This is a genomic window from Mesorhizobium sp. C120A (assembly GCF_030323105.1).
Taxonomy (GTDB): Bacteria; Pseudomonadota; Alphaproteobacteria; order Rhizobiales; family Rhizobiaceae; genus Mesorhizobium.
This window is the reverse complement of the sequence record NZ_CP100476.1, coordinates 1,746,057-1,771,779: the sequence shown is the minus strand read 5'-3', so window position 1 is coordinate 1,771,779 and position 25,723 is coordinate 1,746,057. Positions and strand designations below refer to the sequence as shown.

Annotated in this window: 26 protein-coding genes; 12 read left to right on the top strand and 14 right to left on the bottom strand. The window is 65.2% G+C overall.

Annotated features, from left to right (window positions below; translation table 11 throughout):
* Positions 1-125: 125 nt before the first annotated feature.
* Positions 126-437: an endonuclease/exonuclease/phosphatase family protein gene (locus NL532_RS08720; RefSeq protein ID WP_031202724.1), complete on the bottom strand. Its 312-nt coding sequence runs from the start codon at positions 435-437 to the stop codon at positions 126-128.
* 269 nt (positions 438-706) lie between these two features.
* Between NL532_RS08720 and rsgA the strand changes: the two genes are divergently transcribed.
* Positions 707-1,720: a ribosome small subunit-dependent GTPase A gene (gene rsgA / locus NL532_RS08715; protein ID WP_245260180.1), complete on the top strand. Its 1,014-nt coding sequence runs from the start codon at positions 707-709 to the stop codon at positions 1,718-1,720.
* 60 nt (positions 1,721-1,780) lie between these two features.
* Here rsgA and NL532_RS08710 read toward each other — a convergent pair whose 3' ends face one another.
* From NL532_RS08710 to NL532_RS08680, 7 genes are read right to left on the bottom strand one after another with little or no spacing between them, the layout of a single operon-like run.
* Complete coding sequence (locus NL532_RS08710; protein ID WP_023828353.1) at positions 1,781-2,572, bottom strand: sugar isomerase domain-containing protein; 792 nt, start codon at positions 2,570-2,572, stop codon at positions 1,781-1,783.
* Positions 2,573-2,609: 37 nt separating this feature from the next.
* Positions 2,610-3,380: a GntR family transcriptional regulator gene (locus tag NL532_RS08705; RefSeq protein ID WP_023683130.1), complete on the bottom strand. Its 771-nt coding sequence runs from the start codon at positions 3,378-3,380 to the stop codon at positions 2,610-2,612.
* Positions 3,377-4,252, bottom strand: a complete 876-nt coding sequence (locus tag NL532_RS08700) for an ROK family protein (RefSeq protein ID WP_023828352.1) — start codon at positions 4,250-4,252, stop codon at positions 3,377-3,379. The genes NL532_RS08705 and NL532_RS08700 overlap by 4 nt, the downstream gene beginning before the upstream one ends.
* Positions 4,249-4,989, bottom strand: coding sequence for a PIG-L deacetylase family protein (locus NL532_RS08695; RefSeq protein WP_050590922.1), 741 nt, complete (start codon positions 4,987-4,989; stop codon positions 4,249-4,251). Before NL532_RS08695 ends, NL532_RS08700 begins: the two co-directional genes overlap by 4 nt.
* On the bottom strand, positions 4,986-5,843 hold the full coding sequence (locus NL532_RS08690; RefSeq protein ID WP_023828351.1) for a carbohydrate ABC transporter permease: 858 nt from the start codon (positions 5,841-5,843) through the stop codon (positions 4,986-4,988). Before NL532_RS08690 ends, NL532_RS08695 begins: the two co-directional genes overlap by 4 nt.
* Entirely contained in the window at positions 5,840-6,772 is a 933-nt protein-coding gene (locus tag NL532_RS08685; protein ID WP_027049764.1) for a carbohydrate ABC transporter permease, read from the bottom strand. Before NL532_RS08685 ends, NL532_RS08690 begins: the two co-directional genes overlap by 4 nt.
* A gap of 48 nt (positions 6,773-6,820) precedes the next feature.
* Positions 6,821-8,095 (bottom strand): extracellular solute-binding protein, encoded by a 1,275-nt coding sequence (locus NL532_RS08680; protein WP_023733561.1) that lies wholly within the window; start codon positions 8,093-8,095, stop codon positions 6,821-6,823.
* A 316-nt stretch (positions 8,096-8,411) separates the two neighbouring features.
* On the opposite strand from NL532_RS08680, the gene NL532_RS08675 reads away from it, so the two are divergent.
* The 3 genes from NL532_RS08675 to NL532_RS08665 are packed head-to-tail and all read left to right on the top strand — an operon-like array spanning position 8,412 to position 11,454.
* Positions 8,412-9,704 (top strand): ABC transporter substrate-binding protein, encoded by a 1,293-nt coding sequence (locus tag NL532_RS08675; protein WP_023825524.1) that lies wholly within the window; start codon positions 8,412-8,414, stop codon positions 9,702-9,704.
* Positions 9,704-10,594, top strand: a complete 891-nt coding sequence (locus NL532_RS08670) for a carbohydrate ABC transporter permease (protein WP_023828350.1) — start codon at positions 9,704-9,706, stop codon at positions 10,592-10,594. Before NL532_RS08675 ends, NL532_RS08670 begins: the two co-directional genes overlap by 1 nt.
* Positions 10,591-11,454 carry a carbohydrate ABC transporter permease gene (locus NL532_RS08665; protein WP_023825526.1) on the top strand — a complete coding sequence of 288 codons (864 nt, stop codon included), beginning with the start codon at positions 10,591-10,593 and terminating at the stop codon, positions 11,452-11,454. The genes NL532_RS08670 and NL532_RS08665 overlap by 4 nt, the downstream gene beginning before the upstream one ends.
* A gap of 6 nt (positions 11,455-11,460) precedes the next feature.
* Here NL532_RS08665 and NL532_RS08660 read toward each other — a convergent pair whose 3' ends face one another.
* Positions 11,461-12,645, bottom strand: a complete 1,185-nt coding sequence (locus NL532_RS08660; protein WP_023828349.1) for a Gfo/Idh/MocA family protein — start codon at positions 12,643-12,645, stop codon at positions 11,461-11,463.
* Positions 12,646-12,731: 86 nt separating this feature from the next.
* On the opposite strand from NL532_RS08660, the gene NL532_RS08655 reads away from it, so the two are divergent.
* The 8 genes from NL532_RS08655 (at position 12,732) to NL532_RS08620 (ending at position 22,102) form a co-directional block, all read left to right on the top strand.
* Positions 12,732-13,619 carry a MurR/RpiR family transcriptional regulator gene (locus tag NL532_RS08655; RefSeq protein ID WP_023710855.1) on the top strand — a complete coding sequence of 296 codons (888 nt, stop codon included), beginning with the start codon at positions 12,732-12,734 and terminating at the stop codon, positions 13,617-13,619.
* 79 nt (positions 13,620-13,698) lie between these two features.
* The gene (locus NL532_RS08650; protein ID WP_023828348.1) at positions 13,699-14,481 is read left to right on the top strand and encodes an SDR family oxidoreductase; all 783 of its coding nucleotides are present in this window, start codon (positions 13,699-13,701) and stop codon (positions 14,479-14,481) included.
* The gene (locus tag NL532_RS08645) at positions 14,478-16,013 is read left to right on the top strand and encodes a mannitol dehydrogenase family protein (RefSeq protein WP_023828347.1); all 1,536 of its coding nucleotides are present in this window, start codon (positions 14,478-14,480) and stop codon (positions 16,011-16,013) included. Before NL532_RS08650 ends, NL532_RS08645 begins: the two co-directional genes overlap by 4 nt.
* 22 nt (positions 16,014-16,035) lie before the next feature.
* The gene (locus NL532_RS08640) at positions 16,036-16,950 is read left to right on the top strand and encodes a sugar phosphate isomerase/epimerase family protein (protein ID WP_286488063.1); all 915 of its coding nucleotides are present in this window, start codon (positions 16,036-16,038) and stop codon (positions 16,948-16,950) included.
* A 77-nt stretch (positions 16,951-17,027) separates the two neighbouring features.
* Entirely contained in the window at positions 17,028-18,062 is a 1,035-nt protein-coding gene (locus tag NL532_RS08635) for an ABC transporter substrate-binding protein (protein ID WP_023683115.1), read from the top strand.
* Positions 18,063-18,340: 278 nt separating this feature from the next.
* On the top strand, positions 18,341-19,891 hold the full coding sequence (locus NL532_RS08630; RefSeq protein ID WP_023828345.1) for a sugar ABC transporter ATP-binding protein: 1,551 nt from the start codon (positions 18,341-18,343) through the stop codon (positions 19,889-19,891).
* Positions 19,888-20,859 carry an ABC transporter permease gene (locus tag NL532_RS08625; protein ID WP_023733565.1) on the top strand — a complete coding sequence of 324 codons (972 nt, stop codon included), beginning with the start codon at positions 19,888-19,890 and terminating at the stop codon, positions 20,857-20,859. Before NL532_RS08630 ends, NL532_RS08625 begins: the two co-directional genes overlap by 4 nt.
* Before the next feature lie 262 nt (positions 20,860-21,121).
* Positions 21,122-22,102: an ABC transporter permease gene (locus NL532_RS08620; RefSeq protein WP_023733566.1), complete on the top strand. Its 981-nt coding sequence runs from the start codon at positions 21,122-21,124 to the stop codon at positions 22,100-22,102.
* 293 nt (positions 22,103-22,395) lie between these two features.
* Here the strand turns inward: NL532_RS08620 and NL532_RS08615 are convergent, their stop codons facing one another.
* From NL532_RS08615 to NL532_RS08595, 5 genes are all read right to left on the bottom strand, one after another.
* A complete protein-coding gene (locus NL532_RS08615; protein ID WP_023686526.1) occupies positions 22,396-22,836 on the bottom strand; it encodes a lipid-binding SYLF domain-containing protein in 441 nt (146 codons plus the stop codon).
* A gap of 446 nt (positions 22,837-23,282) precedes the next feature.
* Positions 23,283-23,642 carry a protein kinase family protein gene (locus NL532_RS08610; protein WP_023826351.1) on the bottom strand — a complete coding sequence of 120 codons (360 nt, stop codon included), beginning with the start codon at positions 23,640-23,642 and terminating at the stop codon, positions 23,283-23,285.
* A gap of 88 nt (positions 23,643-23,730) precedes the next feature.
* Complete coding sequence (locus NL532_RS08605; protein ID WP_023828344.1) at positions 23,731-24,879, bottom strand: amidohydrolase; 1,149 nt, start codon at positions 24,877-24,879, stop codon at positions 23,731-23,733.
* 34 nt (positions 24,880-24,913) lie between these two features.
* A complete protein-coding gene (locus tag NL532_RS08600; RefSeq protein ID WP_023828343.1) occupies positions 24,914-25,345 on the bottom strand; it encodes a type II toxin-antitoxin system VapC family toxin in 432 nt (143 codons plus the stop codon).
* A gap of 3 nt (positions 25,346-25,348) precedes the next feature.
* Complete coding sequence (locus NL532_RS08595) at positions 25,349-25,711, bottom strand: hypothetical protein (RefSeq protein ID WP_023828342.1); 363 nt, start codon at positions 25,709-25,711, stop codon at positions 25,349-25,351.
* Between the last annotated feature and the right edge of the window lie 12 nt (positions 25,712-25,723).

Below are 25,723 nucleotides of genomic sequence, written 5' to 3'. Positions count from 1 at the left end.
TCGTTGCCGACGCCTGCGCGGGGATGTGAAAGCGCTTTTGCGCCAGTTCCGCGATCACACCATATGAACCGATCCAAGCTCTGCTAGCTTGTGGGCGTGGGACTTGTCCCGCTTTGGCCGGTGCTTCAGGCAACCCCATCCCAACCCCCCGCCCCCTGCGGTACCGGCCATCCCCCTCCCCCTTTTGGCAGGCTTCTCGACCTGCCATCCTCAGCCGTCGCTGCCAACTTCGAGGTCGACGAAGAGGCTTGATGCGTTGCATGCAAATCCAAACCATCGGGCAGCGTATCGAGGAATTTCACATCGGCTGTCTGGACGACCTCCTGAAAGGCGACCAGATCCGGGTCGAGCCGCCTCAGCTCCCGGTTGATGGCGGTCAGACGTTCCGGCTCCCCTTCCGTGTTCCAGACATTGATAGTGACGACGCGCACGCGCATGAGATTTTTCCTCGATGATTGAATGACCTCAACGCGCGTGATGCGGATAGGTGCCACGATAGGGTTCCGTGTCTGGTGACGTTCAGCGACCCGCCGCCTCGATGCGTTCCAACGTGGTGCGCGAAACGGCTCGGCCATCGGCGCGGTTCGGCTTGCCAAATGCCGCCATGCCGCCCATACACGGCTTGAACAACCGCCCCGAGGGTCCGCGCCCATTTTGCCAAAGGATACTCTCCGATGTCTGTGACGCCGTCCCCGTGGTCAAAACCGTGACGGCTTCCCTCGCAAGCCTGGGCTGGACGGATTTCTTCGGCGACCAGCTTGAAGCCGATGAGGCAAACCTAGTGCCGACGCGCATCGCCTCGGTGCACCGCGACCGCCTGGCCGGTCTGTCTCTGTCAGGGCCAGTGGATCTGACGCTGCCGGCCAATACCAACACCGGCGACTATGCCGTCGGCGACTGGGTGCTGGTCGAGCCGCATACGCATCTGCTGCGCCGCCGCCTGACCCGCAAGACGGTGCTGGAGCGCCGCACACAGGGAGGCAGGGTGCCGCAGCTGGCCGCGGCCAATGTCGACACGCTGTTCATCGTGACGTCCTGCAATGCCGATTTCAACATCGCCCGGCTCGAGCGCTATCTCGCGCTGGCCAACGAGGCCGGAACGACGCCGGTGATCCTGCTGACCAAGGCCGACACCGCTGACGATGCCGAGGCTTACCAACGCCAGGCCGCCGCCCTGCAGCGTGGACTGGCCGTGGTGATGCTGAACCCGCGCGTCGCCGATGCCGCAGCGGCGCTTGCTCCCTGGTGTGGCGCAGGGCAGACGGTGGCGCTGGTCGGCTCCTCCGGCGTCGGCAAATCGACGCTGGTCAACACGCTGGCCGGATCGGCGCAGCAATCGCCGCAACAGACCGCGGGCATTCGCGAGCACGATGCCAAGGGTCGCCACACTACCACAGCCAGATCGCTGCACGCCATTGCCGGCGGCGGCTGGGTGATCGACACGCCGGGCATGCGCACGCTGCATGTCAGCGACGTCGCCTCCGGCATCGACACGCTGTTTGCCGAAATCACCGAGCTCGCACCGCTGTGCAAGTTCCGCGACTGCACCCATGTCCACGAACCGGGCTGCGCGGTGCAGGCTGCGTTGAAGGCGGGTACGCTCGACCCCGAGCGCCTTGCCCGCTGGCGCAAGCTGTCGGAGGAAAACCAGGGCAACACGCCGGTTCAGAGCGGGCCGCGCGGCAACAAATCGCCTGCCGGGCGCCCGAAGCGGCGTTGAGAGGATAGGAATTGCGGAACGAGACGTCGGAGGCCCGGCATGTGCCGGGCCTCCCTTTTTTCACTCTCCGCGCATCGTTGCCTGGAAGGTCGGCAGGTGCTTCTTCTGCGCGTCAAGCATGCGCTCGCGGTAGACGCCATAGATGACGTCGGTGTCGTGCAACGTCACGCCGGCAATGGTCGGCGAGGCGAAGACCGGCAGTTCGATGCCCCGCTTGGCGAGCTGCTCGGCGGTGCGCGCGATCAGCTCATGCGCCAGGATCATGGCAAGCACCGTCGATGAGCCCGACACCGGCCGGCTCCAGCCCTCGACCGGCACGATGGCGTCCTCGATCGGCGAACAGGTGTCGATGACGAGGTCGGCGGCATCGGCCAGCCGCTTGCCGGAGGAGTGCGTCGCCGGCTTGTCCAGATTGTTCTTGCTGGTGACCGCGACGACGAAGATGCCGCGCTTCCTGGCGTAGAGCGCGGTGTCGATGCCCGACGAGTTGCGGCCGCTATGGCCGAAGATGATGATGGAATCGCCCTTGTTGAGCGGCTGGTGGTCGAGGAATTTTTCGGCGTATTTCTCCGTACGCTCCAGCCACAAAAGCTCGCGCACGCCGCCGGCGCCGAGCACATTGTGCCACATCACGCGCGGGTCGGTCAGGGGGTTGAAGCCGACATAGCTGCCATAGCGCGGAAACACTTCCTGCACCGGCAGCACCGAATGGCCGGAGCCATAGAGATGCACCAGCCCGCCGCCCTCGAGGGAGTCGGCAAAGTGGCTGGCGGCCTGGTCAAAGGCCTCTTCATTGGCTTTCGCAGCCTGGTCAATGAGGGCGGCGAGACGGTGGATGTAGAGATCGGACACGTGGGTACTCCTGTTTGATGTGTCGGTCTGGAATGGATCAGCTTCTCGGGTTCAGCGGCACGCGTCCGGCGCGCAGCGTCGAGCGGATTTCGTAGCGGTCGCCGCGCATGATCGAGACGGTGAATTCGAACGGGCCGCGCTCGTCGGTGGTGATGCGTTCGACGACGAAGGCCGGGCTGCCGACAGCGAGGTCGAGCAGTTCGGCGTCCGCCGCGCCGACCGCGCCGACCCGGTAGTTCTCCCGCGCGGCCACCGGCACGATGCCGTAATGGCGCTCCAGCGCCTCGTAGAGCGAGCCCTGCAGCAGGCCGGCATCGAGGAAGCCCGGCACGCGCACCGCCGACAGCTGCGCCGTCTGGATGCCGATCGGCTCGTTGTTGCCGAGCCGCAGCCTGCGAATGCGCACCACCGGATCGCCCTCCTCGATCTCCAGCGCGCCGGCAGCCGCCGCATTGGCGGTGGTCAGGCTGCAGTCGAGCAGGCGCGAGCCCGCGACCACGCCCATATTGCCCATCTCCTGGGTGAAGCTGGTCAGCTCGCGCGTGCCGGCGACCAGCGTGGTCGAGCGCACGAACGTGCCGCGGCCATGTTCGCGCCTGAGCAGTCCTGCCTCCTCGAGGTTGCGCAAGGCGTGGCGCAGCGTGATGCGGCTGACGCCGAACAGGGCGCACAGCCTGTCCTCCGCCGGGATCTGGTCGCCCGTTGCCCATTCGCCGCTCTTGACGATGGCGCGGATCGCCTCTTCGACCTGATACCAGAGCGGCTCCGGCCGTCTGCGGTCCGGCTGCTGAAAGCTTGCTTCGCTCATCGCACATGCCTCCACCCTTGCCCAACGGCGCCGGCCAGCGCCGCGCCGACGAGGCCGGCGCGGGGACCGAATTTTCCGGGCTTGACGTCGATGCCGCGCAGATGCGGCGGCAGTTGGCGTCGCAGCGCTGCAAGCAGCGGCGGCCGGATCACATCCAGCGCCTCCGCCAAACCACCCGAAATCAGAACCGCTTGCGGATCGAGCAGCGCGACAGCGCCTGCAAGCGCGGTGCCGAGCTGTCGCGCCGGCAGTTCAAGCAAGGTGAGTGCGGCCAGTTCGCCGGCCTGGGCAGCGGCGATCAGCTGGCGGCCGTCGGCAAGGCCGATCTGTCCGGCAAGGGCATCAAGCGCCCGGCCCGACGCGACGCGCTCCAGCCAGCCGCTGCGCTCTTCACCATGATCCCTCACGTCGGCGCAGGCCCAGCCGAACGAGCAGGCGCCGCCATGCGCGCCGGCAACGATGCGGCCATTGGCCAGCACCGCCGAACCGATGCCGGTGCCGATGGCGAGCAGGATCGCATCCGACATGTTTTTCGCACTGCCTTCGACAGCCTCCGCCAGCAGCGCAATCTGCGCGTCATTGCCGAGCGCTACGCGCAGTTTGGGAAACAGCGGCTGGATATCGACGCCGTCGAGGAACGGCAAGTTGGGGATCCAGCGGCAGATTGAGCCCTCGACCAGACCCGGCACCGCGATGCCAAGCGCTGAGACCGACCCGGCCTCAGCGCACAGCGCGTCGATGCGCGCAATGAAGGCACCAAGGGTTGCCGGCGCCGGCTCGCTGCCCAGCGCCTCCAACGCACCGACATCGCCCGTAGATACGGCGGCGCGCAGATTGGTGCCGCCGAGATCGATGGCGAGTACCCGCCTCATCGACCGGACCCTTTGCCGAAGGGGAGCGAGAACAGGCCGCTGCCGGCATTCCACGAATGCGACGCCGCCGCGAAGGCCTGCGCATGGCGCGTGCCACGCAGGCAGCCGCGCAGCCGGTAGAGCGAACTGTAATAGTCGACATAGGGGAAGCTGCTCAGGCCGCGCGCCAGCTCATACTCCATGACCGCGTCGCGCCAGGCCTCGAACCCGTCGCTGACATCGACGAGATGCTCGGGCCGGAAGCCGTCATCGTCCTCCCAGTTCTCGCCGAACAGCAGCAGTTGCGGCGTGTGCGCCGGATGGTCGCTGGCAACGGTCGGCAGTCCGGCGAAGAAGATACCGGTCTTCGTCAAATGCGCGGCGGCGCGATGGTCCTTGTGCCAGCTGCCATGCCAATGGGTGATGACGATCTCGGGTTTCAGCTCGCGAATGATGTCGCCCACTTCGAGCGCCGTCTGATCGTCTGTGGGCAGGAAGCCGTCGCGCAGGCCAAAGCTACGCATGGCGACGCCGAGCCGCTCCGCCGCGCTGCCCGCTTCCTCTTCCTTCTGCACGCAATAATGCGCGGGAACCAGGTACGGATGGCCCTGCTCACCCATGGTCAGATGCAGGAAGGTCACCGTGGCGCCGCGCTTGACGGCAGCGGCCGCCAGCGGCCCGGCCATCACCTCGGCATCGAAGGCGTGTGCGCCGACCACCAGGATGGATTTCGCCGCAGAAATCCTGTCTTCGATCATTTCATGCCCCCTCCGGTGCCGACGCCTTCGCGAATCTGCCGCGCCAGCAGACAATACATGATCAGGATGGGCGCCATGGATATCGCCAGCGAGGCGAACACCAGGCCCCAGTCGGTGCGGAACTGGCCGACGAAGACGCTGATCGCCAGCGGCACCGTCTTGTAGCGGTCGTCGAAGATGAAGATCAGCGGGAAGAAGAAATCGTTCCACACCGCGATCGCGGTGAAGATTGCCACGATCGACACCGCCGGCTTGACCATCGGCAGGATGATCTGGAACAGGATGCGGACCTCGCCGGCGCCGTCCATGCGCGCCGCCTCGTCCAACTCGGAGGGCAAGACGCGCATGAAATTGGCGAAGATGAAGACGGCGAAGGGAATGCGGATCGCCGAATAGACCAGGATCAGCCCGGTCAGCGAATCCAGCAGGCCGAGATTGCGCATCAGCGTGAACAGTTCGACCGAGGCCAACCGGATGGGCAGCATGATGCCGGACAGGAACAGGCCGAGCATGATGGCATTCCAGCCAAGCTTGTAGCGGCTGAGCGGATAGGCGGCCATCGCCGAGACGACGATGGTGAGGATGACGGCGCCGCCCGTGACGATCAGGCTGTTGATGAAATTCTGGCCGAGATCGGCGCGCGTCCAGGCGTTGACGAAATTATCGAAGGCAAAGCTTTGCGGCAGGCCGAGCCTGTTGTCGTAGATCTCGGCCGTGGTCTTGAAACAGGAGACGATGAGGATGTAGAGCGGCAACAGCACAGCCGCCGTCCATACGATCAGCACCGTCCAGCCGGGCAGCCGCGCCAGCTGCCGAGAGATGGCCGGTCTTTGCGAAATCGCCAGCGCGCTCATAGCTGCACCGTGCGGCGGTCGAAGAAGCGCAGCATCATGAGCGTGCCGATGCTGAGGATCAAGAACAGCACGGTGCCGAGCGCCAAAGCCAGACCGATATCGGTGATCCCGACAGCACCTTCCGCGCCGAAGGCCAGCCGGTAGAAGTAGGTCACCAGCGTGTCGGTCGAATAGCTCGGATTGCCCTGCACGCCCTGCATGACATAGACGATGTCGAACTGGTTGAAGGTGTTGATGAACGACAGCGTCGTCAGCGTGCCCAGCGCCGGCATCAGCAGCGGCAGCGCGATCGAGAACAGCATGCGCGCATTGCCGGCGCCGTCAAGTTTTGCCGCCTCGAAAATCTGGCCGGAAATCTGCCGCAGACCTGCCGTGTAGATCAGCACCGGCAGGCCCATCCAGTTCCACGCATCGACGGCGATCAGCATGGCGAGCGCGGTGTGGCTGTTGCCGAGCACGGTCAGGCTGCCCTGGTGCAGGCCAAGCCCGTTCAGCGCCCATTCGACGACGCCGCCCGGTGCCAAAAGCAACCGCCACAGCGCGCCGACGATGACCGGGCTCAGCACCGCCGGAAAGAAGAACACCGACTGGAAGAACGCAGCACCCCTGTCGCGCAGGAACAGCAGCCAGGCGAACAAAAGCCCGATTCCGTTCTGGAACAGCATGATGCCGAAGAACCAGGCGGTGTTGTGCCACAGCGCGCCGTAGAGCCGCGCGCCGCTGGGGAAAACGAACAGCCTTGAGAAATTCGACAGGCCGGCGAACTCGACCATGCGCAGCCCCTTCCAGACGAAGAAGCTGCCCCAGAGCGACATCCCCAGGGGATAGAGGACGAACAGCGCATAGACCGCCAGCGCCGGCAGGGTGAACAGCACGGCCATGCGCTGCTGCGTGCGGCGAAGGCTGCTGGTGCGGCGAAGGGTGCTCATGCGCTTTTCTGGTCCGTGAGAGGCCGGCCGCTTTGCGACCGTCCGCGCCTACTGCTTCGGCTTGAACCAGGTGGCGACTGCGGCCTGCATGTCGGCCGCCAGCTTCTCCGGCGCGATGTTGCCTTCGACCATGTCGATGATCTCCGACTGCAGCACCGAAGACGCCGTCGGCGACTGCCAGCGGAAGCCGACCAGCGTCAGATAGGGCGTCGAATTCTTCGCCATCTCCATCATCGAGGCCAGCACTGGATCCTTCACCGTCACATCCGTGCGGGCCGGCGGCCAGCCGAGCTCGTCGGCGAACATCTGCGCGAACTCTGCCGAAGCCATGAAGCCCAGCACCTTGGTCGCGGCTTCCTTGTTCTGGCTCTCGGAGACCAGGCCATAGGAGCCGTCGGAGAAGGCCGAGGTGTAGAGTTTTGCCCCGGCATCGTCGGCGGGGAACGGGAAGATCGAGAATTTCAGCTTCGGGTTCTGCGCCTTGAAGCTGCCGTTCTCGAACGAACCGCCGAGGAACATCGCCGCCTTGCCGCCGATGAACTGCTGCGTGGCGGTGGTGTAGTCGATGCCGGCGAAGCCGTCGGGGAAATACGGCTTCAGCTCGGCGAAGCGCTTCAGCGCCGCGACATAGCGCGGATCCTCGAAGGTCGCCTTGCCGCTCATCATCTCGTCGTAGAATTCAGGACCATAGACGGTCGGGCCGACGACGCCGACGGCGATCTCCAGTTCCCAGGCCGAGCCGTTGGCGCCGCCGGTGGCGATCGGCGTGATGCCGGCCGCCTTCAGCTTCTCGCAGACGGCGGTGAAATCCTTGTAGGTCTTCGGTATCTCGATGCCCTGGGCGGCGAAGATATCCTGGTTGTAGAAGACGCCCATCATCGGCACCGAATAGGGCACGCCATAGAGCTTGCCGTCGCTGCGGCCGCGCGCGCCGCCAAGCGCCGCGTCCTCCATGTTCTTCAGCTCCGGCACGCTGTCGTCCAGCGCGTCGAGATAGCCGGCCTCGACGAAGGGCTGCAATTCGCCATAGGCCTTGAGCTGGGCGATGTCGGGCCCGCGCCCGCCGCGCAGCGCCGTGCTCAGCCGGTTCTGGTAGTCGGCATCGGGCGTGAACTGGATGGCGACCTTGATGCCGGGGTTCTTCGCCTCGAAGGCATCGAAGATGCGGCGCATCGCTGCCTCGTCCTCGGTGCGCCAGCTCCACAGCGTCACCGTGCTGTCGGCGGCTCGCGCCGGCAATGAGGCGAAGACGCCGGCGCAGGCGGCGGCAAGGCCGCCGATCAGGCCAAGTGCTGCGCGCCGGTCAAGTGAAAGCATGCTCATTGCCAGTCTCCCATTGTTCTCTGTCCTTGGCGTCCCGCGGCATTTCCTGCCGTGAGAGAGTCATTGGCTCGGGAAAAGTCATTATAATGACATAGCGGCATTCGCAAGAGGTCTGCTGCGCCTCAGGAATGGCGGCGTTGGCCGCCTCACGACATTGCAGTACCCGCATCCGTTTGTTATCTAACGATAAATATCCACATTCCAGCGCTGCAAAGAAATCTGTGACCGTGCCATGTGAGACTTTTTCGCCAGCAAGCCCTTGCGTCGCCGCGCTAACTTGTCATAACGTCATTGTGAACCGATAGGAGGATGAGGAATGTCGTTTGCCTGGACGTCGAAACTGGCACTGGCCGCAGGCCTCGCCATCCTGCCCACCACCGGCTGGGCGCAATCGGTCAACATCTCCTATCTCACCCACTGGTCGCCGGAGACGGTCGCGCTGCTGGAAGCGGCGGCCAAGGATTATGCCAAGACCAATCCGGATGTCAGCGTCACCGTGCGCGCCGTCCCCTTCGGCGACCTCCTGACCACGCTGCGCTCGCAAGGCGGCGGCGCGGACGGCCCGACGATCGGCGGCATTTACGATCTCTGGTTGCCGGAACTGGCGCGCGACAAGCTGGTCGCGCCCGCTCCCGATGCGGTGGCCAGCGAGGTCAAGGCCGCCTGGCCGGCGGGCATCACCAGCGCCGCCTCGGTAGGCGGCACGCTCTACGGCATCCCCAACGAAATCGACGTCTATGCGCTGAACTACAACAAGGCGCTGTTCAAGCAGGCCGGCATCGCGGCGCCACCCAAGACCTGGGACGAGTTCAAGGATGCGGCCAAGAAGCTGACCAACAAGGATGCAGGACAGCAAGGCTTCGGCATGATCAATTCATGGGCCGCCGGTGTCGTCCACCCCTTCGCCTCGCTGCTGGTCTCCAATGGCGGCGACCTGGTCAAGGACGGCAAGCCGGTGCTCGACAGCCCGCAGGCCGAGGAGACTTTCCAGCTCTATGAAGACCTGATCAAGTCCGGCGCCAGCGTGCCTTCGATGGCGACAGCCGACGCCAACACCACCGGCCCCTTCCTCGACAATTTCGTCTCCGGCAAGACCGGCATGATCATCATGGCCAATTGGTGGGAGAGCGCACTGAAGGCCGGCATGGGCGACAGATTCGCCGACATTGCAACGGCGCCGATTCCCGTCGGCCCGAGCGGCGACAAGCCGCATTCGATCTCCTACTCCTGGATGACCGTGGTCAACGCCAATGCAGGTGCCGCCGAGCAGAAGGCGGCGTGGGACTTCCTCGCCTGGCTGAACAATCCAAAGTCCGGCAAGAACGGCGCTTCCGCGATGTCGGATATCCTGTTGTCGATGGGCATCCTGCCCTCACGCCTCTCCGACATCGAGGCGCACAAAGACAAGCTCGGCTCGGAATTCCTCTCCGGCTATGTCAGCGTGCTCACCGATGCCAAGCCGTTCCCTGTCGTGCCCGGCGGCCAGGAATTCTCGGAATCGCTGCAGCAGACGCTCGAGGCGTTGCAGTATGGCCAGGTCTCGGCCAAGGATGCGCAGGCGACGGCGCAGGCCGACGCCATTTCGATCCTGGAGCGCGCCGCCAAATAATGATTCAGAGGTACCGTGCCTCGGCGGGCATCATGCTGGCGCCCGCCGTGACGCTGATCGGCATCTTCATCCTGTTGCCGATGCTGCTCACCGTCTGGCTGTCGTTCCAGGACTGGTCGACGCAGACGCCGTTTTCCAGCGCCAGCTTCGTCGGCCTCGACAATTTCCGCGAGATTTTCGGGGCCACCTCGATCGGCCGCGACTTCAAGGCCGCGCTCACGAACACAGCCGTCTACACCGCGCTCTCCGTCGTCCTCATCCTGCCTCTGTCGGTGGCCTTCGGCCTGATGGTCTACCAGCAGGATGTGCCCGGCGGCACGGCGCTGCGCACGGTGCTGTTTGCCCCCTACATGGTGCCGATGATCGCGGTGGCGCTGGTCTGGTCGAAGCTTTATTCGCCGAGCGAAGGGCCGCTCAACCAGATGCTCGGCCTGATCGGCATGGGACCACAGCCCTTCCTGTCGTCGCCGCGCTCGGCGCTGGTCTCGATCGTCTTCCTCAATGTCTGGCAGCAGGTCGGTTATTTCACCGTGCTGGCCATCGCCGGGCTGACGCAAATCCAAGGCAGCCTCTACGAGGCGGCGAAGCTCGACGGCGCCAACCGCTTCGAGCAGTTCCGCTTCATCACGCTGCCGCTGATGCGGCGCACGCTTCTGTTCAGCGCCGTCATCGCCATTATCAACGCCGTGCAGGTGTTCGAGCCGGTGGCGCTGATCACACAGGGCGGGCCGGCCGGCTCGACCAACGTCCTGACCTACCACATCCGCCGCGTCGGCATCGAGCGCGCACAGGGCGGACTGGGTTCGGCCATGGCGGTCATGCTGATGCTTTCGCTGATCGTCGTCGTCTGCGCGCTGTTTGCCTTCGCCAACCGGAAGAACGACGAATGAGTGCGGAATCGTCGAGCCGGCTGTCGCGCAGACGCCTGTCCGGCCGCAAGGCGCTGCTGGCGACGCTGATGCTGCTGGTCGCCGTCGCCTCGGCCTTCCCGCTGGTGTGGATGGTGCTGTCGAGCCTCAAGACGCCGGCCGAGAGCATGCAGGTGCCGCCGGTGTGGATCCCCCTTACGCCGAGCCTCGACGCCTATGAGAAGGTGTCGGGCGTGGTCAATGTCGGCCGCTCGATGTGGAATTCTCTGGTCATCGCCTCGATCACCACCGCCGGCATCCTGCTGACCAGCATGATGGCCGGCTACGCCTTCGCCAAATACCACTTCCCCGCCAAATCGCTGCTGTTCTCTGTGCTGATCGCCACCATGTTCCTGCCGCCGATCGTGACACTGATCCCGCTCTACCGCCTCGTCGGCTCGATCGGCCTCAACGCCAGCCTCGCCGGCATCATCGTGCCAAACCTCGCCAACGCTTTCGGCATCTTCCTGATGCGCCAGTTCATCTCCGGCGTTCCCGACGAGCTCATCGACGCCGCGCGCATGGACGGCGCCTCGGAGTTCTTGATCCTCTACAAGATCGTCGCTCCCAGCGTCGCCCCCGCAATCGCGGCTCTAGCCCTCTTCGCCTTCGTCTATCACTGGAACAGCTATCTGTGGCCGCTGACCGTGCTGCAGGGCAATGCCGACGCCTATCCGATTGTCATCAGCTTGAGCCGCTTGCTCAGCTACAACAGAGGTGCGGTCAACACCGGCCTGGTGATGGCCGGCGCCACGCTCGCCGTGCTGCCGCCGCTCATCCTGTTCGTCTTCCTGCAGCGCTTCTTCGTCGATTCCATCGTCGGCTCGGCGATCAAGGGATAGCTCGCCTCACCCGAACCTTGCCGCCGTCCAAGCCCCGCCCGCAGCATTCGACTTCACCGCCGCCGCGACAAACTTCACCCCGCGCGCGCCATCGATGACATCGGGCACCTGTGCAGCGCGCGCCGGATCAACCGTCCCGCCCGAACGGTGCGCGCGAACGATATCGGCGGCGTCGCGGTAGAAATTGGCGAAGGCCTCGATATATCCCTCCGGATGCGCCGCCGGCATGCGCGACACGCGCTGGCTCTCAGTGGTCGAGCCATGGCCGCCGCGCACCAGCGTGCGGGTCTCCTCGCCGTAGATGGAGAAGCGCAGTTCTTCCGGCCGGCCGCCCGACCATTCGAGCCCGGCTTTGTCGCCATAGATGCGCACCGAGAGATCATTGTAGTGGCCGGGCGAGGTCTGGCTGGCCAGGATCGTGCCGCGCGCGCCGCCCGTCCAGCGCACCAGCACATGCGCATTGTCGTCGAGCCGGCGTCCGGGGACGGCGGTGAACAGATCGGCCGACACCGCCTCGGCCTCGCATCCGGAGATGAAGCTCGCCAAATTGAAGGCATGCACGCCGATGTCGGCCAACACCGCCGACTGGCCGGCGCGCGCCGGATCGGTGCGCCATTCCGCCTGCTTCTGGCCCTCGGCATCGATCGGCTTGGTCAGCCAGTCCTGGATGTAGGCGCCATGCACGGAAACGATGCGGCCAAGCGCGCCCGCCGCCACCATCTCGCGCGCCTGGCGGACCATGGCGTAGCCGGTGTTGTTGAGCGTGACGACGAAGCGGCGCTTTTTCGCCTTCGCCAGCGCCACCAGTGCCTCTGCATCGGCCAGCGTGGTCGACAGCGGCTTGTCGCAGATCACGTCGATGCCGGCCTCGAGAAAGGCCGTGGCGATCGGCGCGTGCAGATGGTTGGGCGTGACGATGACCACCGCCTCGATGCCGTCCGGCCGCTCAGCTTCCGCCCTGGCCATGGCGCGGTAGTCGGCATAGCTGCGCTCCGGCGCGATGCCGATCTCGGCGGCCGACGCGGCGGCGTTTTCCGGGTCCGACGACAGCGCGCCGGCGACCAGCACGATCTGGTCGTCGAGGCGCATGGCCAGCCGATGCACGGCGCCGATAAAGGCATTGCGGCCGCCGCCGACCATGCCGACCCGCAGCCGCTTGCCGGCTGATCCGTCCGATGTTGCGTAGACCATTTTCAAGCTCCTCCCGGCACACCGCTTTCGAATACGATTTCCAATTTTCATATTGTAAAACGATCGTATCGCGCTAGCCTGAAATCATGAGTGGGGCAAGCAAGGCATCCGGACGGTCCAGCACCGACGAGGCGGCGACGCGCAAGCGCGGACGCTCGCTGGCCGCGCTTGGCTACATCCAGCCGCAGACCTATGAGGAGCTACGCGCGGTGCTGTCGTCGGGCACGGTGCATTTCCCCAAGCGGCTGCGCCAGGTGGCAATCTTCCTGTGGCAGCATCCGAGCGACGTCGCGCTCGGCACCATCGCGCAGGTTGCGGCACAGGCCGGCGTGCAGCCCTCGACGCTGGTGCGCTTTGCCCAGATCTTCGGCTATTCCGGCTTTTCCGATTTCCAGGGCCTGTTCAAGGAGCACATCAAGGGCTCATGGCCGGAAGGGCGCGGCGAACCGCGCACCGAGACGGAGCCCAATCTGCATTTCCTGCACGGCATGGTCGGCGCATCGCAGGCCTCGCTTGGCCGCATCGAAGCCGGCTTCGACGTCGCGAGTTTCGACAAGATGGTAACGCTGCTGGCGGCCGCCGAGCTGATCTATGTCATCGGCTCCAAGCGCGCCTTTCCGGTCACCGCCTATCTGTCGCTGACACTGTCGCAGCAGGGCGTGCGCAACGTGCTGGTCGACAATGTCGGCTCCTCCGCACTCGACCAGATCGGCTGCATCGGCGCACGGGACGCCGTGCTTGCGGTCTCCTTCAGCCCCTACAATTCGATCACGCCCGATCTCGTCGCGGTGGCGCATGAGCGCAAGGCCCGCATCGTCACCGTCACCGACAGCACTTTCAGCCCGCTGGTTCGGCTCTCGGACGCTTGGCTGGAAGTGGTGGAATCCGACTTTGCCGGCTTCCGCTCGCTGGCGGCGTCACTCGCTGTCGGCATGGCGCTGGTCCATGGGGTGGCGGCGCGGCGCGGCGAATGAGCCGCCGCTGGCACAATTGACTATCCAGAATTGCCGTTCCATATTTCTCAAAATAGAAACTTTATTCCCGGGAGGAGGAATGGAGATCCGGCTTGACGGCAAGGTGGCTCTGGTCACCGGGTCGACGCAAGGCATTGGCCGCGCCATTGCCGAGACGCTGGCGCGTTCCGGTGCCGCCGGGCTGCTGGTCACCGGGCGCGAGAGGGCGCGTGGCGAGGCCGTGGCGGCCGAGCTTTCGCAATTGGGCACGCCGACCATCTTCGTCGCCGCCGACCTTGCCGATCCTGACGCCCCCACCCTTCTGGCGCAGGCCTGCATCGAGCGCTTCGGCCGCATCGATGCGCTGGTCAACGCCGCCGGCCTGACCGATCGCGCCTCTTTCCTCGACGCCAGCCTCGACGACTGGGCGTCACTGTTTGCCGTCAATGCGCGCGCGCCGTTCTTCCTGATGCAGGCGGCGATTGCCGACATGAAGCAGCGCGGCCAAGGTGGCGCCATTCTCAACATTCTGTCGATCAACGCCCATTGCGGCTCGCCGGAGCTTGCCGTCTATTCCGCCACCAAGGGCGCGCTGGCGACGCTGACCAAGAACGCCGCCAACGCCCACCGTTTCGACCGCATCCGCGTCAACGGCATCAATGTCGGTTGGACGGACACGCCGGCCGAACGCATCATGCAGGCGGAGACTTTGGGCAACGGCCCTGGCTGGCTCGAGAAGGCCAACGCCGCGCAGCCTTTCGGCCGGTTGCTGACGCCGGACGACATCGCCAGCCTCGCCGTCTTCCTGCTGTCCGACGCCGCCGGCCCGATGACCGGCGCGGTCATCGACCAGGAGCAGGCGGTGATCGGGGCGAACCGGTGAGCGCTTCCACCGAAACGCTTGGGCCGGCGCTGCTCGACCGCTTGCCGGCATCGGTGCAGACACCGTCCTATGACCGTACGCTCCTGGCGCCCGGCATGGCGCATCTCGGCGTCGGCGCCTTCCACCGCTGCCACCAGGCCGAATACACCGACGATCTCATCTCGCTGCGCTTCGACCGCTGGGGCATCGTCGGCATCAACATCCGTCCGCCCAGCCTTGCCGACACGCTGGGACGGCAGGGCGGGCTGTACACAAGGCTGATCCGCGAGAACAGCCATATCGAGGCACGTGTCATCGGCAGCATCGTCCGGGTGGTCGACAGCCAGGAGAGTGCGGCACCGGCGCTAGGCGTGCTGGTCTCGCCCGATATCGAGTTGGTGACGATGACGGTGACCGAAAAAGGCTATTGCCACGTCCCGTCCAGCGGCGAACTCGACCTCGGCCATCCCGACATCGCACACGACCTCGCCAACCCCGAGACGCCGCGCAGCGTGCCCGGCCTGCTGGTGCGGGCGCTGGAGCAGCGCAGGGCCACACATGGGCGGCCGCTGACACTGCTGTCCTGCGACAACATTCCGGCCAATGGCGTTATCCTGGCCAATGTCGTGCAGACCTTCGCCTGGCAGCGCGGCAATGGCTTGGCCGCGTGGATCGCAGCCAATGCCGCCTTCCCTTCGTCAATGGTCGACCGCATCGCGCCGGCGGTGACGCAGGATGACCTCGATAGTGTCGAACAATGGTTCGGCTACCACGATGCCGCCGTCGCTGTCGGTGAGCCGTTCCGGCAGTGGGTGATCGAGGAAAAATTCGCCGGCCGCATGCCGCGCTGGGATCTGGTCGGAGCCACTTTCGTCGACGATGTCACGCCGTTCGAGCATCTCAAGATGCGGGTGCTGAACGGCGCCCAGACGACGCTCGCCACGCTCGGCGTGCTGGCCGGGCTCGAGCACACGTCGGATGCCATGGCCGACCCGCTGCTGTCGGACTTCATCAGGCGCATGCTGGTCGAGGAGACTGTGCCGACGCTGATGCCGGTGCCCGGCATCCTGCCGCTTGCCTATGTCGAGCAGAGCCTTGCCCGGCTGAAGAACACCGCGATCCGCCACCGCAACCACCAGGTCGCCACCGACGGTTCACAGAAGATCGTCCAGCGCCTGCTCAACCCGATCCGCGACCGGCTGAGCCAGGGCCAAAGCATCGGGCTGCTGTCGGTGCCGGTCGCCGGCTGGATGGCCTATCTGATCCAGGCCTCGGGACGTTTCGGCAGACGCTGGCCGGTGTCGGACCCCTATGCCGGCAAGGTCGCCGCAATCGCCGACGCGACCGGTCACGATGCCAGCGCGCTGGTGTCCGCCATCCTTGCCATCGACGGGATATTCGACCCCGGCCTTGCCGCTGACGGGACGTTCCGCGCGGCCGTCACATCGGCGCTGGGCGACCTGCTGTCGGACGATCCGATGGCGGCTGTCCGGCACAGTCTCGAACAAGATGAGGTCGCGAGGTTGAAGCGATCCAAACAATCGGCATTATAGTCGTCGGGTCTAGGGAGGCAGAATGAAACTAGGAGTGCTTACAGCACCGTTTGCGGAGACGCCGCTTGGCGAGGTCGCCGGCTGGGCGCACTCGGCCGGCTTCGAGGCGCTGGAAATCGCCTGCTGGCCGAAGACCTCCGGCGCGACGCGGCGCTATGCCGGCACCAGCCATATCGACGCCGCCTCCACCTCGCCCGGGCAGGCCAAGGAGATCGTCGCTTCGCTGACGGAGAAGAAGCTGACGGTCTCCGGCCTCGGCTACTATCCCAACCCACTGCATCCGGACCCTGCCCATCGCGAGGCCGTCATCGGCCATCTGAAGAAGGTCATCGTGCTGGCCGCCAATATGGGCGTGCCGGTGGTCAACACCTTCTGCGGTGGCGATGCCTCGAAGACCGTCGACGTCAACTGGCAGGACGCGCTGAAAGTCTGGCCCGAGACCGTCGCCTATGCGCGCGATCACGGGGTAAAACTCACCTTCGAGAACTGCCCGATGATCTTCAGTTATGACGAGTGGCCGGGCGGGCACAACATCGCCTATTCGCCCTACATCTGGCGGCGCATCCTCGAGGCCTGGGGCGGCGAGGTCGGCATGAATTTCGACCCCTCGCATCTGGTCTGGCAAATGATCGACCAGGGCCGTTTCATCCGGGAGTTCGGCCCCTACATGCTGCATGTCCACGCCAAGGATTTGATGATCGATCATGATGGTTTGTATGAGCGCGGAATCCTTTCCGCCGGGATAGGCTGGCAGGTGCCGCGCATGCCGGGATTGGGCGATGTCGACTGGAGCGGCTTCTTCTCCGGCCTCTACCGCGCCGGCTATGACGGCTCGGTCATCATCGAACATGAGGACAGGCGGTTCGAAGGCAACGACGATGCGGTGAAGCGGGGCTTCCTGCTCGCCCGCGACGTGCTGCGTCCCTTCGTCAAATGACGAGGTAATGACTTGGTCCGATCCTGCCGAAGGGTCTGGCCCTGAGACGAAAAACAACAATGTGGAGGAGTACTGACATGAAGAAAATACTGACCATGGTCCCGTTGCTTGCGGGCGCTGCCTTGCTGGCATCGATGGGCGTGTCGTCGGCCGAAGCCAAATATACGATCGGCATTTCCAACACCGTGCAGGGCAATGGCTGGCGCGAGGAAATGGTCTGCGCCATGAAGGCGCAGGCGCTGGCTTCGGGCGAAGTGACGAAGCTCAACATCGCCCACCGCAACACCGATGCCGCCGGCCAGCTCGAAGACATCCGCAATCTGATCAGCGCCAAGGTCGACGCCATCGTCGTCAACCCCGCTGATCCCGCCGGCATCAAGGCGGGCCTGGAAGAAGCCACCAAGGCCGGCATCGTCGTCGTTGCCGTCGACCAGGCGGTGACCGAACCGTCGGCCTACATCATCTCCAACAACCAGGAACAGTATGCCTATCTCGGCGCCAAATGGCTGTTCCAGCAGATGGGCGGCAAGGGCGAAGTGTTCTACATGCGCGGCGCCGCCGGCGCCTCGGCCGACAGCGATCGCGACAAAGGCTTCAAGAAGGCGCTGGCCGAAAACCCCGGCGTGAAGGTGGCGCAGGAAGTCTTCACCGGCTGGCAGCAGGATCAGGCCAAGCAGCAGATGCTGTCGTTCCTGGCCACCGGCACGCCGTTCAACGGCGTGTGGACGTCGGGCATCGACAACGTCATCGTCGACGCGCTGGTCGAATCGCAGGCGCCGCTGGTGCCGGTGGTCGGCGCCGACAATGCCGGCTTCGTCGGCCAGCTGAGCTCGGTGAAAGGTCTCGTCGGTGCAGCCGTCACCAACCCCGGCTCGATCGGCGGCGCGGGCGTGACGCTGGCGCTGCAGATCCTCGACGGCAAGAAGCCGGCGCAGCAGACCGTGCTGGTCGACCCGCAGCTTTGGGACAACGCCACCGACGAAGGCAAGGCCAAGCTGAAGGCAGCCGCCGATCCGTCGCTCAGCCCGGAATGGCCGGTCTCGATCTCGATCCCGGAGTGGACGACCTACACGAAGGACCAGATCGTGGCCTGCAAGGGGCCGGGGGAGTAAGCCTGGTTTGAATGAACTGGCGAGGACGACGAACGACCGTCCTCGTCACACAGACTAGCGCTCTACGGCGCCCCCTCTGTCCTGCCGGACATCTCCCCCACAGGTGGGGAGATTGGCTGTCATCTCGGCTTTCGCTAATTTTCTACGTCGCAAGACGAGGGGCGGCGCCGGAACTGCCAATCTCCCCACCTGTGGGGGAGATGTCCGGCAGGACAGAGGGGGGCGCCGTAGAGCGCCGACATTATTTTCTGGAACCATCAATTTTGACAACAAACCAGTTGACCACCAGCCCCCTCCTCGACGCCACCGGCGTCGCCAAGAACTACGGCGCGGTTGCAGCGCTTCGCAACGCGTCGCTCTCCGTGCTGCCGGGCGAGGTCCACGCGCTGATGGGCGCCAACGGCGCCGGCAAGTCGACGCTGGTGAAGATCCTGACCGGCGCCATTCCGGCGAACTCCGGCCGCATCCTGATCCGTGGCGAGGCGCGCGACATTCGCTCGCCCGCCGCCGCGCGCCGCGCCGGGCTGCTGCCGGTCTACCAGGAGCCGTCGCTAATCCCCGATCTCGACGTTCTCTCCAATCTCAGGCTCACCGGCACGCCGGTCGAGCCGTTCCGCGCCTGGGTGCGCGAGCTCGGCATCACCGACCTCGATCTGCGCGACACCGCGCGCGACATCCCGCTCGCCGTGCTGCGCGTGCTCGACCTGGCGCGGGCGCTCGCCGTCGAGCCCGACGTGCTGCTGCTTGACGAGATGACGGCGGCCCTGCCCGCCAACCTTGCCGAAAAGGTGCTGGAAGTGGTGCGCCGCCAGGGCGATGCCGGCCGCGCCGTGATCTTCATCTCGCACCGCTTCGTCGAAATCTCGGCGCTGTGCGACCGCGCCACCGTGCTGCGGGACGGCGAGACCGTCGGCGTCGTCGACATCGTGCCGGGCGTGGAAGAAAAGATCGTCGAGCTGATGCTCGGCACCCGCGTCGTGAAAACCCATGTCGCTGCCCGCAGTGCCGCCGAGAAGGCCGCGCCCGCAGCTGCCCGGCCGCGCATCTCCGTGCGCAATCTCCGCGTCGGTGCCAAGCTCAGTGACGTCTCCTTCGATCTTGCCGACGGCGAAGTCGCCGGCGTCGTCGCGCTCGAAGGCCAGGGCCAGGACGAGTTGTTCGCCGCCCTTGCCGGCTCGATCCGGCCTTCCGGCGGCACGATCGAAGTCGATGGCCAGCCGGTGAAATTCGCCCACCCGATCGACGCCATCCGCGCCGGCCTAGCCTATGTGCCGGGCGACCGCTCCGAGGCGCTCGCCATGCAGCGCTCGGTGCGTGAAAACATCGCCCTGCCCTTCAGTGCCGCGCTGCGCAACTGGGGGCCGATCAACATGCGCCGCGAGCGCGCGACCGTGCTCAGCGCCATCGAGCGGCTGCAGATCGACACCCGTGCACAAGGCGAAGTGCAGCGCCTGTCCGGCGGCAACCAGCAGAAGGTGACCATCGCCCGCTGGATCGCGGCGGATGCCCGCACCATCCTGTGCTTCGACCCGACGCGCGGCATCGATGTCGGCACCAAGCAGGAGATCTACAAGCTGCTGCGCGAACTCGCCGGCAACGGTAAGTCGGTGCTGTTCTACACCTCGGAACTCGAAGAGGTGCAGCGCGTCTGCGACCGCGTCATCGTCATCTTCGGCGGCCGCCTCGTCGACATTTTTCCGGTCGAGGAGGCCGACGAGCCGGCGCTGATGCGCGCCGCCTACGGCCTGCCGCGCGGCGCCAAGGCCGATATCGGCATATTGGCTGATCCGACCGCGAACACTTCGGCTTCGCCGGAGGCCGCGCCATGAGCCATTTCCTGCGCCGCCAAGGCTGGGTCGTCGGCCTGTTCGCCCTGCTCATCGTCCTGTTCATCGCCACCCGGATCATCCAGCCGGCCTATGGCAGCAATGATTTCGGCTCGCTCGCCCGAGCCGTTCTGCCCTATGCCTTCGCAGTCGCCGCGCAGACGGTGGTCGTCATCGCCGGCGGCATCGATCTGTCGGTCGCCGCCATGATGGCGCTGACCAGCGTCACCGCGGCGTCGATGATGAATGGCGCGAGCGAGGAATACGCGCTATTCGTGGTGCCCTTCGTGCTCGCCATGGGTTTCGTGCTCGGCGCGCTCAACGGCCTGCTCATCGTCGTCACCCGCGTGCCCGACATTGTCGTCACCCTCGCCATGCTGTTCGTGCTGCAGGGCGCCGCCCTGCTGGTGCTCGACGCGCCGGGTGGCGGCATCGCCGAATGGCTGAAGGCGCTGATCTCCGGCACGGTACCGATCCCCGGCCTGCCCGACGCCGTCGATGCCTGGGTCCCGAAGGCGCTGCTGGTGCTGATCGTGTGCCTCTGCGTCATCTGGATACCGCTGAGGCGCTCGCGCCTCGGCCTCTCCATCTACGCCATCGGCTCCAGCGAACTGGCGGCGTTCCGCTCCGGCGTGCCGGTCAAGCGCACTCGCATCATCGCCTATGCGCTGTCCGGCCTGTTCGCCGCCTTTGGCGGCCTGGCGCTGACCATGAGCACCGGCATCGGCGCCCCCATCCCCGGCCCCTATCTGCTCGCCAGCGTCGCCGCCGTGGTGCTGGGCGGCGTCGCGCTCGGCGGCGGCAAGGGCGGCCTGCTCGGCCCGATCGTCGCCGTCTTCGTGTTGCGCCTGGTGCGCACGGATTTGACGCTGCTTGCCATCGACCCGAATGTCACCGCCATCATCGAGGGGCTGATCATGGTGGCGGTGGTGATGTTCGGCGCGTTTATCACGATGCGGGGGCGGCAATGATGGGAGGGCTGTCGCAGAGAGACGTCGGCGTTCCTTCGCGCCCCCCTCTGTCCTGCCGGACATCTCCCCCACAAGGGGGGAGATTGGATGTCGCGACGACCTTCGCCAATCTCCAACCTTGCAAGAATGAGCGAGGCGCTGAAGCTGCCAATCTCCCCACAAGTGGGGGAGATGGCCGGCAGGCCAGAGGGGGGCGCCGTAGAGCACTGTCCTCGCCAACTTGCCGCACCTTGCAAACCTCATCGCGAGCAAGAGCCGCCCCATGAGCACCACCGCCATCACCCCGGTCCCCTTCGGCCGCCGCATAAAGCGCTTCATGGCCGATCGCCCGCTCATCCCGCTGATCGTCCTGCTCGCCATCCTGGTTATAATCCTGCAGGTCCTGCGCCCCGGCATCGTCAACGAGCGCTGGATCGCCAACACCATCAAATTCGCCATCCCGCTGGCGATCCTCGCGGGATGCCAGACCATGACCATGCTGACCGGCGGCATCGACCTGTCGGTCGGCACGGTGGCGACGATGAGCGCCTTCATCATGGCCACGCAAGTGGTCAACCAGGACCCGGCGGTGGCGTTCCTCCTGGCGATGATGCCGGCGGTGCTGATCGGCCTCGTCAATGGCATCGGCGTCGGCGTCTTCCGCGTCCACCCGCTGATCATGACGCTGGGCACCAGCCTGATCGGCACCGGCTGCCTGCAGGTCTACCAGCGCACGGTGATCGCGTCGGGCGCAAAAATCCCCGACTTCCTGGCTTGGCTCGGCACCGGCGTGACATGGGGCTTCCCCAACGCGCTGCTTTTGTTCGTGCCGCTCGCCGCCCTCATCGTCTTCACGCTCGCCCGCACCGGCTTCGGCCGCCTGCTCTACGCCGTCGGCGACAATGAGCGCGCGACCCGCCTGTCGGGCGTGCAATACTGGCAGGTCATCACCGCGCTCTACGTCACCTCCAGCGTGCTCGCCGGCATCACCGGCCTGCTCTATATCGGCTTGATCAAGGCGCCGTCGCTGTCGCTCGCCGAACCGCTGGTGCTGCCCTCGGTCGCCGCCGCCGTCATCGGCGGCACCTCCATCTTCGGCGGCCGCGGCGGCTACACTGGCACCATCATCGGCGCCCTGATCCTGACCGTGCTGACAACACTGCTGACCATCCTGCAGATGCCGGAGGGGGCACGGCGGATCTTGTTCGGGCTGATCGTGCTGTTCGTGACGGCGGCGTATTTGCGGATTGTGGAGGAGCGGTAGGGGGCTGGCGCCCGACGCTGCATTGGGCGAAGCTTTCCCATCCAAGGTTCAGGCCAAGCGCACGGGAGCAAGTTCCCCCTCACCCGGATTGCCAACCGAATTGCGAAGGGCAATTCGGGGCAATCCGACCTCTCCCCGAGGGGAGAGGAGGGCGCCAGCGTCAACGCCAGCCTCTTCTCCCCAGCGGGGAGAAGGTGGCCGCGAAGCGGCCGGATGAGGGGGCTGGCGCAGCCATAGGCGATTATCATCGCCCCAGACGAGCTTACCCCACCGAGAACGCGAGGGAGCGCCCCTTACTTCAACGAAATCGCCATCCCGCTGAGATCCGCATTCACCTGCAGCCCCACCTGCCGGCCCGTAAGCTCGAGCTGGGCGCCCTTGTCGTTGGTCATGACGATCACCTGCGCGCCTTTGCCGAGCGCGCCGCCACCGCCGGCCGCGCCATAAACGCCGGTCGCATCCCGCACCCTGCGGATATGGCGCACGGTGCCCCGGAAATAGGTCTTGGAAACCCCGAAGGCGAAGCCGCCCGAAACGCCGCCGATCGTGATGGGATAGGAGCGGCCGTGGAAGGTCAGCGTCCCCTCGCCGCCGGAACCGCCGACGAAGAAGGCCGCCTTGTAGACGGCAAAGCGGATCGTGCCGCTATCGGCATGCGCGGCGCTGGCAGCGCTGACGGACACAGTTGTGATGGCCGCAACCGCAAGCGAACGAAAGCTGGACGAGATGGTCATGGTGGGAGCTCCTCAAGTGCGCCGCTTGCCCAGCCGGCAGGGCTCGTCGGCGTCGTAGCCAACTTGAACAGTTTAGGCTTGGATTTGGTTCCAGGGAGAGCCCTCGGTGGGTCAAGGCGCAAAGCTGGTGGGGAGAGCGGAGGAGCGCTTCATACAGAGCTGGCAATGCCAATGCCTCGGGGCAAGGGCTATCGCATATGAGCTTTTACGAAGAGGACCCCCACTCTAACTTGCCGGGGCGAGCCAGGGTTTCGCCCGTCCTTCGGACCCTCACAAGGCGGAGGGAACGCTGCCGCACGCCCAGCCCTTTTTTAAGTCGACTTAGACGGTTTTGCGGAAATCAGCGCCAACCTAGTCTCCCTCCCCCTTGTTGGGAGGGATTGAGGGTGGGGGTATTCGTAGGGCGCAAGCCTCCGCTATGGTCCCTGTGCAAACCAATCCCAGCCCTACGGATATTTCCCCGGCTTTGGTGCGTAGATTTGCGGATCGAAGTCCAAATCCTTCGGCAGCGGCAGGCTCGAGCACTGCAGATGCATCTGGCGCGCCAACAGCCTTCGCTGCTGCTGCTCATGCTCCTTGATCGCCGCCACGAGACCCATGCTGTAGGGCCCCAGCACGACGCCGGCGGCCCATCCCGGATGCTCCTTCTCGCGCCGGTCGTAGTTCAAGGCATCCGTGCGGGCCTGCTGGCATTCCGGCGTCGCCCATTTCGGGTCTTGGGTCGAGAGCGAGGCTCCATACTGGACTGGAGACGATACGCACCCTGCCACCGTCGCGGTCAACGCGACGACCATTGCAATTCTCATCCGCAAGCCCCTCCTAATGTAGGACGCGACTACAAGACGATTTCAGCGGGAAAAAGGCAGCTTCAGGATGCGGATTTTGCAGGGCCGCTCACCCCAGCAGGTTGCGCGCCGTGCGCATGAAGATTTTCGAACCGATCGGGATCAGATCGTCGGGAAAATCATAATCGGGATTGTGCAGCGAAGGATGGCGCTCGCCGGCGCCGAGAAAGAACATGGCTGAGCTCGCCTTGTGGCCGAAAATGCCGAAATCTTCCGAAGCGCGCATCGGCAGGGCCTCTTCGCTGCGCGCGACACCTTCCTCGTCGAGCGCGCGGTTGAGATGTTTCACCGCGTCCGGCGCATTGACGCTGGCGACGAAGATTTCGTGATAGTTGCAGCGCACGGACAGGCGGTGCTCGGCCGCTATCCTGGCGGCCAGCGCTTCAGCAGCTGCTACCAGCTCCGCCATGCGCTCGTCACGCCTTGTGCGCAGCGTCGCCCACACTTCCGCATGTCCGGGCGCGATGCCGAACACGGCCTCGCCCATGGTCGCATGGGTGACGGTCACCATGCTGAAATCGTCATCGGCGAAAGTGCCGCTCCCGAGTGCCGGAAGCGCCGGCATCAGCTGGCTGATCGCCGGCATCGGCGACACGCCGGTTTCGGGCATGGAGGAATGCGCGGTCTTGCCGTCCAGCACGATGCGGATGCCGCGCGAGGCGCAGTTGACGACGCCGGGCTTGAGCCGCACTTCGCCGAACGGCACGCCCGGCAGATTGTGCAGCGAGAAGGCGAAGTCCGGCGCGATCTCGCCAAAGCGTGGATCGGCGACGACGCCGGCCGCACCATTGCCGGTCTCCTCCGCCGGCTGGAACATCAAGACGACGCGGCCGCGGGCCGGCCTTTCGCGCCCGAGCTGGCGGCCAAGTGCGGCCAGGATCGCGGTGTGGCCGTCATGGCCGCACATATGCGATTTTCCCGGCATCTGCGAGGCATGCTCGACGCCCGAAAGCTCCTCGATCGGCAGCGCATCGATCTCCGAGCGGAACAGCACCGTAGGCCCTGCCTTGCCGCTGTCATAGATCGCCGCCACGCCATGACCGCCGAGGCCGGTCAGCACCTTGTCCGGCCCTGTATCGGCGAGGAAGCTCACGACTTCCTTGGCGGTCTGTTCTTCCTCGTTGGAGATTTCAGGCCGCTGGTGCAGCTTGCGGCGCCATGCCGTCAGCTCGATGATATCGCGATTGGTCAGGGTCATGGTTGGGGCTCCGCTTAGTGCTGTGGCTGCAAACTCAACATACAATGACCTGTAGATAGTCCGGCGAGGCAAGCCCCTGCATGATTGTGTCGCGGGTGATGATCGGAATTTTTCTTACTCGCGCCGTCGCGATCAGGTAGCAGTCGCCGGGATCCTTATGCCCCGTATCGGTCACCACGGTCGCTGCCTCGCAAGCGATACGTTGCTTGATCGGGATGATCTTAGATCCCGTTGCTGCAACTGCCTCGGAAAACCATTTCGACGGCGTTCCTATGCCGAGATAGGGCGGGTTCTTGTGCGTCGGCTTATGGGACGCGATCGCCAATTCCCACGCAGTGATTGGGGAAACATAAAGCTTGCCCGCAGTTTGGCTCTCGGCGATTGCGATGAGAGCTTCTTCCGAAAGCGTGCCTGCGGCCGTTACCAGCCAATAAAACGTATGCGTGTCGAGAAGCGCCCCTGGCAAGGATCAACTATCCCTGGGTTTGCGCACCTGGTGAGAGCCGCCTTTGAGGGCTTGATTAGCAATCGGCTTCGTAAGGTCCACACCCTTTTTCAGGGGCAACTGCGACGACTTCATCGAATCAGCACCGCGCACTTCAACGTAGCGGCCGCTGCGGGAATCGCGCACCACCCACTTGCCGGTCAGCTCCTGTTTGGTCTGTGCTTTTGTCATGAACCCAATATAGCGGCAAATTGTTATGGATGCGAGCGGTCTCGGCCTGTTGAAGCCAAAGGCGATACAGTGACGGCGCATCAGAAAGTCGTCAATCTCATCGCCGACATCCGGTGGCTTCTCCTGAAAAGCGCCGCGTGCTCGCCTGTGCGACATCTTTCGCGATAA

What these genes read in the sequence shown, in the direction of transcription:
- NL532_RS08720 (WP_031202724.1), bottom strand. Translation starts at nt 437, where the DNA reads ATGCGCGTGCGCGTCGTCACTATCAATGTCTGGAACACGGAAGGGGAG.
- NL532_RS08705 (WP_023683130.1), bottom strand. Translation starts at nt 3,380, where the DNA reads ATGAGCGAAGCAAGCTTTCAGCAGCCGGACCGCAGACGGCCGGAGCCG.
- NL532_RS08700 (WP_023828352.1), bottom strand. Translation starts at nt 4,252, where the DNA reads ATGAGGCGGGTACTCGCCATCGATCTCGGCGGCACCAATCTGCGCGCC.
- NL532_RS08695 (WP_050590922.1), bottom strand. Translation starts at nt 4,989, where the DNA reads ATGATCGAAGACAGGATTTCTGCGGCGAAATCCATCCTGGTGGTCGGC.
- NL532_RS08690 (WP_023828351.1), bottom strand. Translation starts at nt 5,843, where the DNA reads ATGAGCGCGCTGGCGATTTCGCAAAGACCGGCCATCTCTCGGCAGCTG.
- NL532_RS08685 (WP_027049764.1), bottom strand. Translation starts at nt 6,772, where the DNA reads ATGAGCACCCTTCGCCGCACCAGCAGCCTTCGCCGCACGCAGCAGCGC.
- NL532_RS08680 (WP_023733561.1), bottom strand. Translation starts at nt 8,095, where the DNA reads ATGAGCATGCTTTCACTTGACCGGCGCGCAGCACTTGGCCTGATCGGC.
- NL532_RS08675 (WP_023825524.1), top strand. Translation starts at nt 8,412, where the DNA reads ATGTCGTTTGCCTGGACGTCGAAACTGGCACTGGCCGCAGGCCTCGCC.
- NL532_RS08670 (WP_023828350.1), top strand. Translation starts at nt 9,704, where the DNA reads ATGATTCAGAGGTACCGTGCCTCGGCGGGCATCATGCTGGCGCCCGCC.
- NL532_RS08665 (WP_023825526.1), top strand. Translation starts at nt 10,591, where the DNA reads ATGAGTGCGGAATCGTCGAGCCGGCTGTCGCGCAGACGCCTGTCCGGC.
- NL532_RS08660 (WP_023828349.1), bottom strand. Translation starts at nt 12,645, where the DNA reads ATGGTCTACGCAACATCGGACGGATCAGCCGGCAAGCGGCTGCGGGTC.
- NL532_RS08655 (WP_023710855.1), top strand. Translation starts at nt 12,732, where the DNA reads ATGAGTGGGGCAAGCAAGGCATCCGGACGGTCCAGCACCGACGAGGCG.
- NL532_RS08650 (WP_023828348.1), top strand. Translation starts at nt 13,699, where the DNA reads ATGGAGATCCGGCTTGACGGCAAGGTGGCTCTGGTCACCGGGTCGACG.
- NL532_RS08640 (WP_286488063.1), top strand. Translation starts at nt 16,036, where the DNA reads ATGAAACTAGGAGTGCTTACAGCACCGTTTGCGGAGACGCCGCTTGGC.
- NL532_RS08635 (WP_023683115.1), top strand. Translation starts at nt 17,028, where the DNA reads ATGAAGAAAATACTGACCATGGTCCCGTTGCTTGCGGGCGCTGCCTTG.
- NL532_RS08625 (WP_023733565.1), top strand. Translation starts at nt 19,888, where the DNA reads ATGAGCCATTTCCTGCGCCGCCAAGGCTGGGTCGTCGGCCTGTTCGCC.
- NL532_RS08620 (WP_023733566.1), top strand. Translation starts at nt 21,122, where the DNA reads ATGAGCACCACCGCCATCACCCCGGTCCCCTTCGGCCGCCGCATAAAG.
- NL532_RS08615 (WP_023686526.1), bottom strand. Translation starts at nt 22,836, where the DNA reads ATGACCATCTCGTCCAGCTTTCGTTCGCTTGCGGTTGCGGCCATCACA.
- NL532_RS08610 (WP_023826351.1), bottom strand. Translation starts at nt 23,642, where the DNA reads ATGAGAATTGCAATGGTCGTCGCGTTGACCGCGACGGTGGCAGGGTGC.
- NL532_RS08605 (WP_023828344.1), bottom strand. Translation starts at nt 24,879, where the DNA reads ATGACCCTGACCAATCGCGATATCATCGAGCTGACGGCATGGCGCCGC.
- NL532_RS08595 (WP_023828342.1), bottom strand. Translation starts at nt 25,711, where the DNA reads ATGTCGCACAGGCGAGCACGCGGCGCTTTTCAGGAGAAGCCACCGGAT.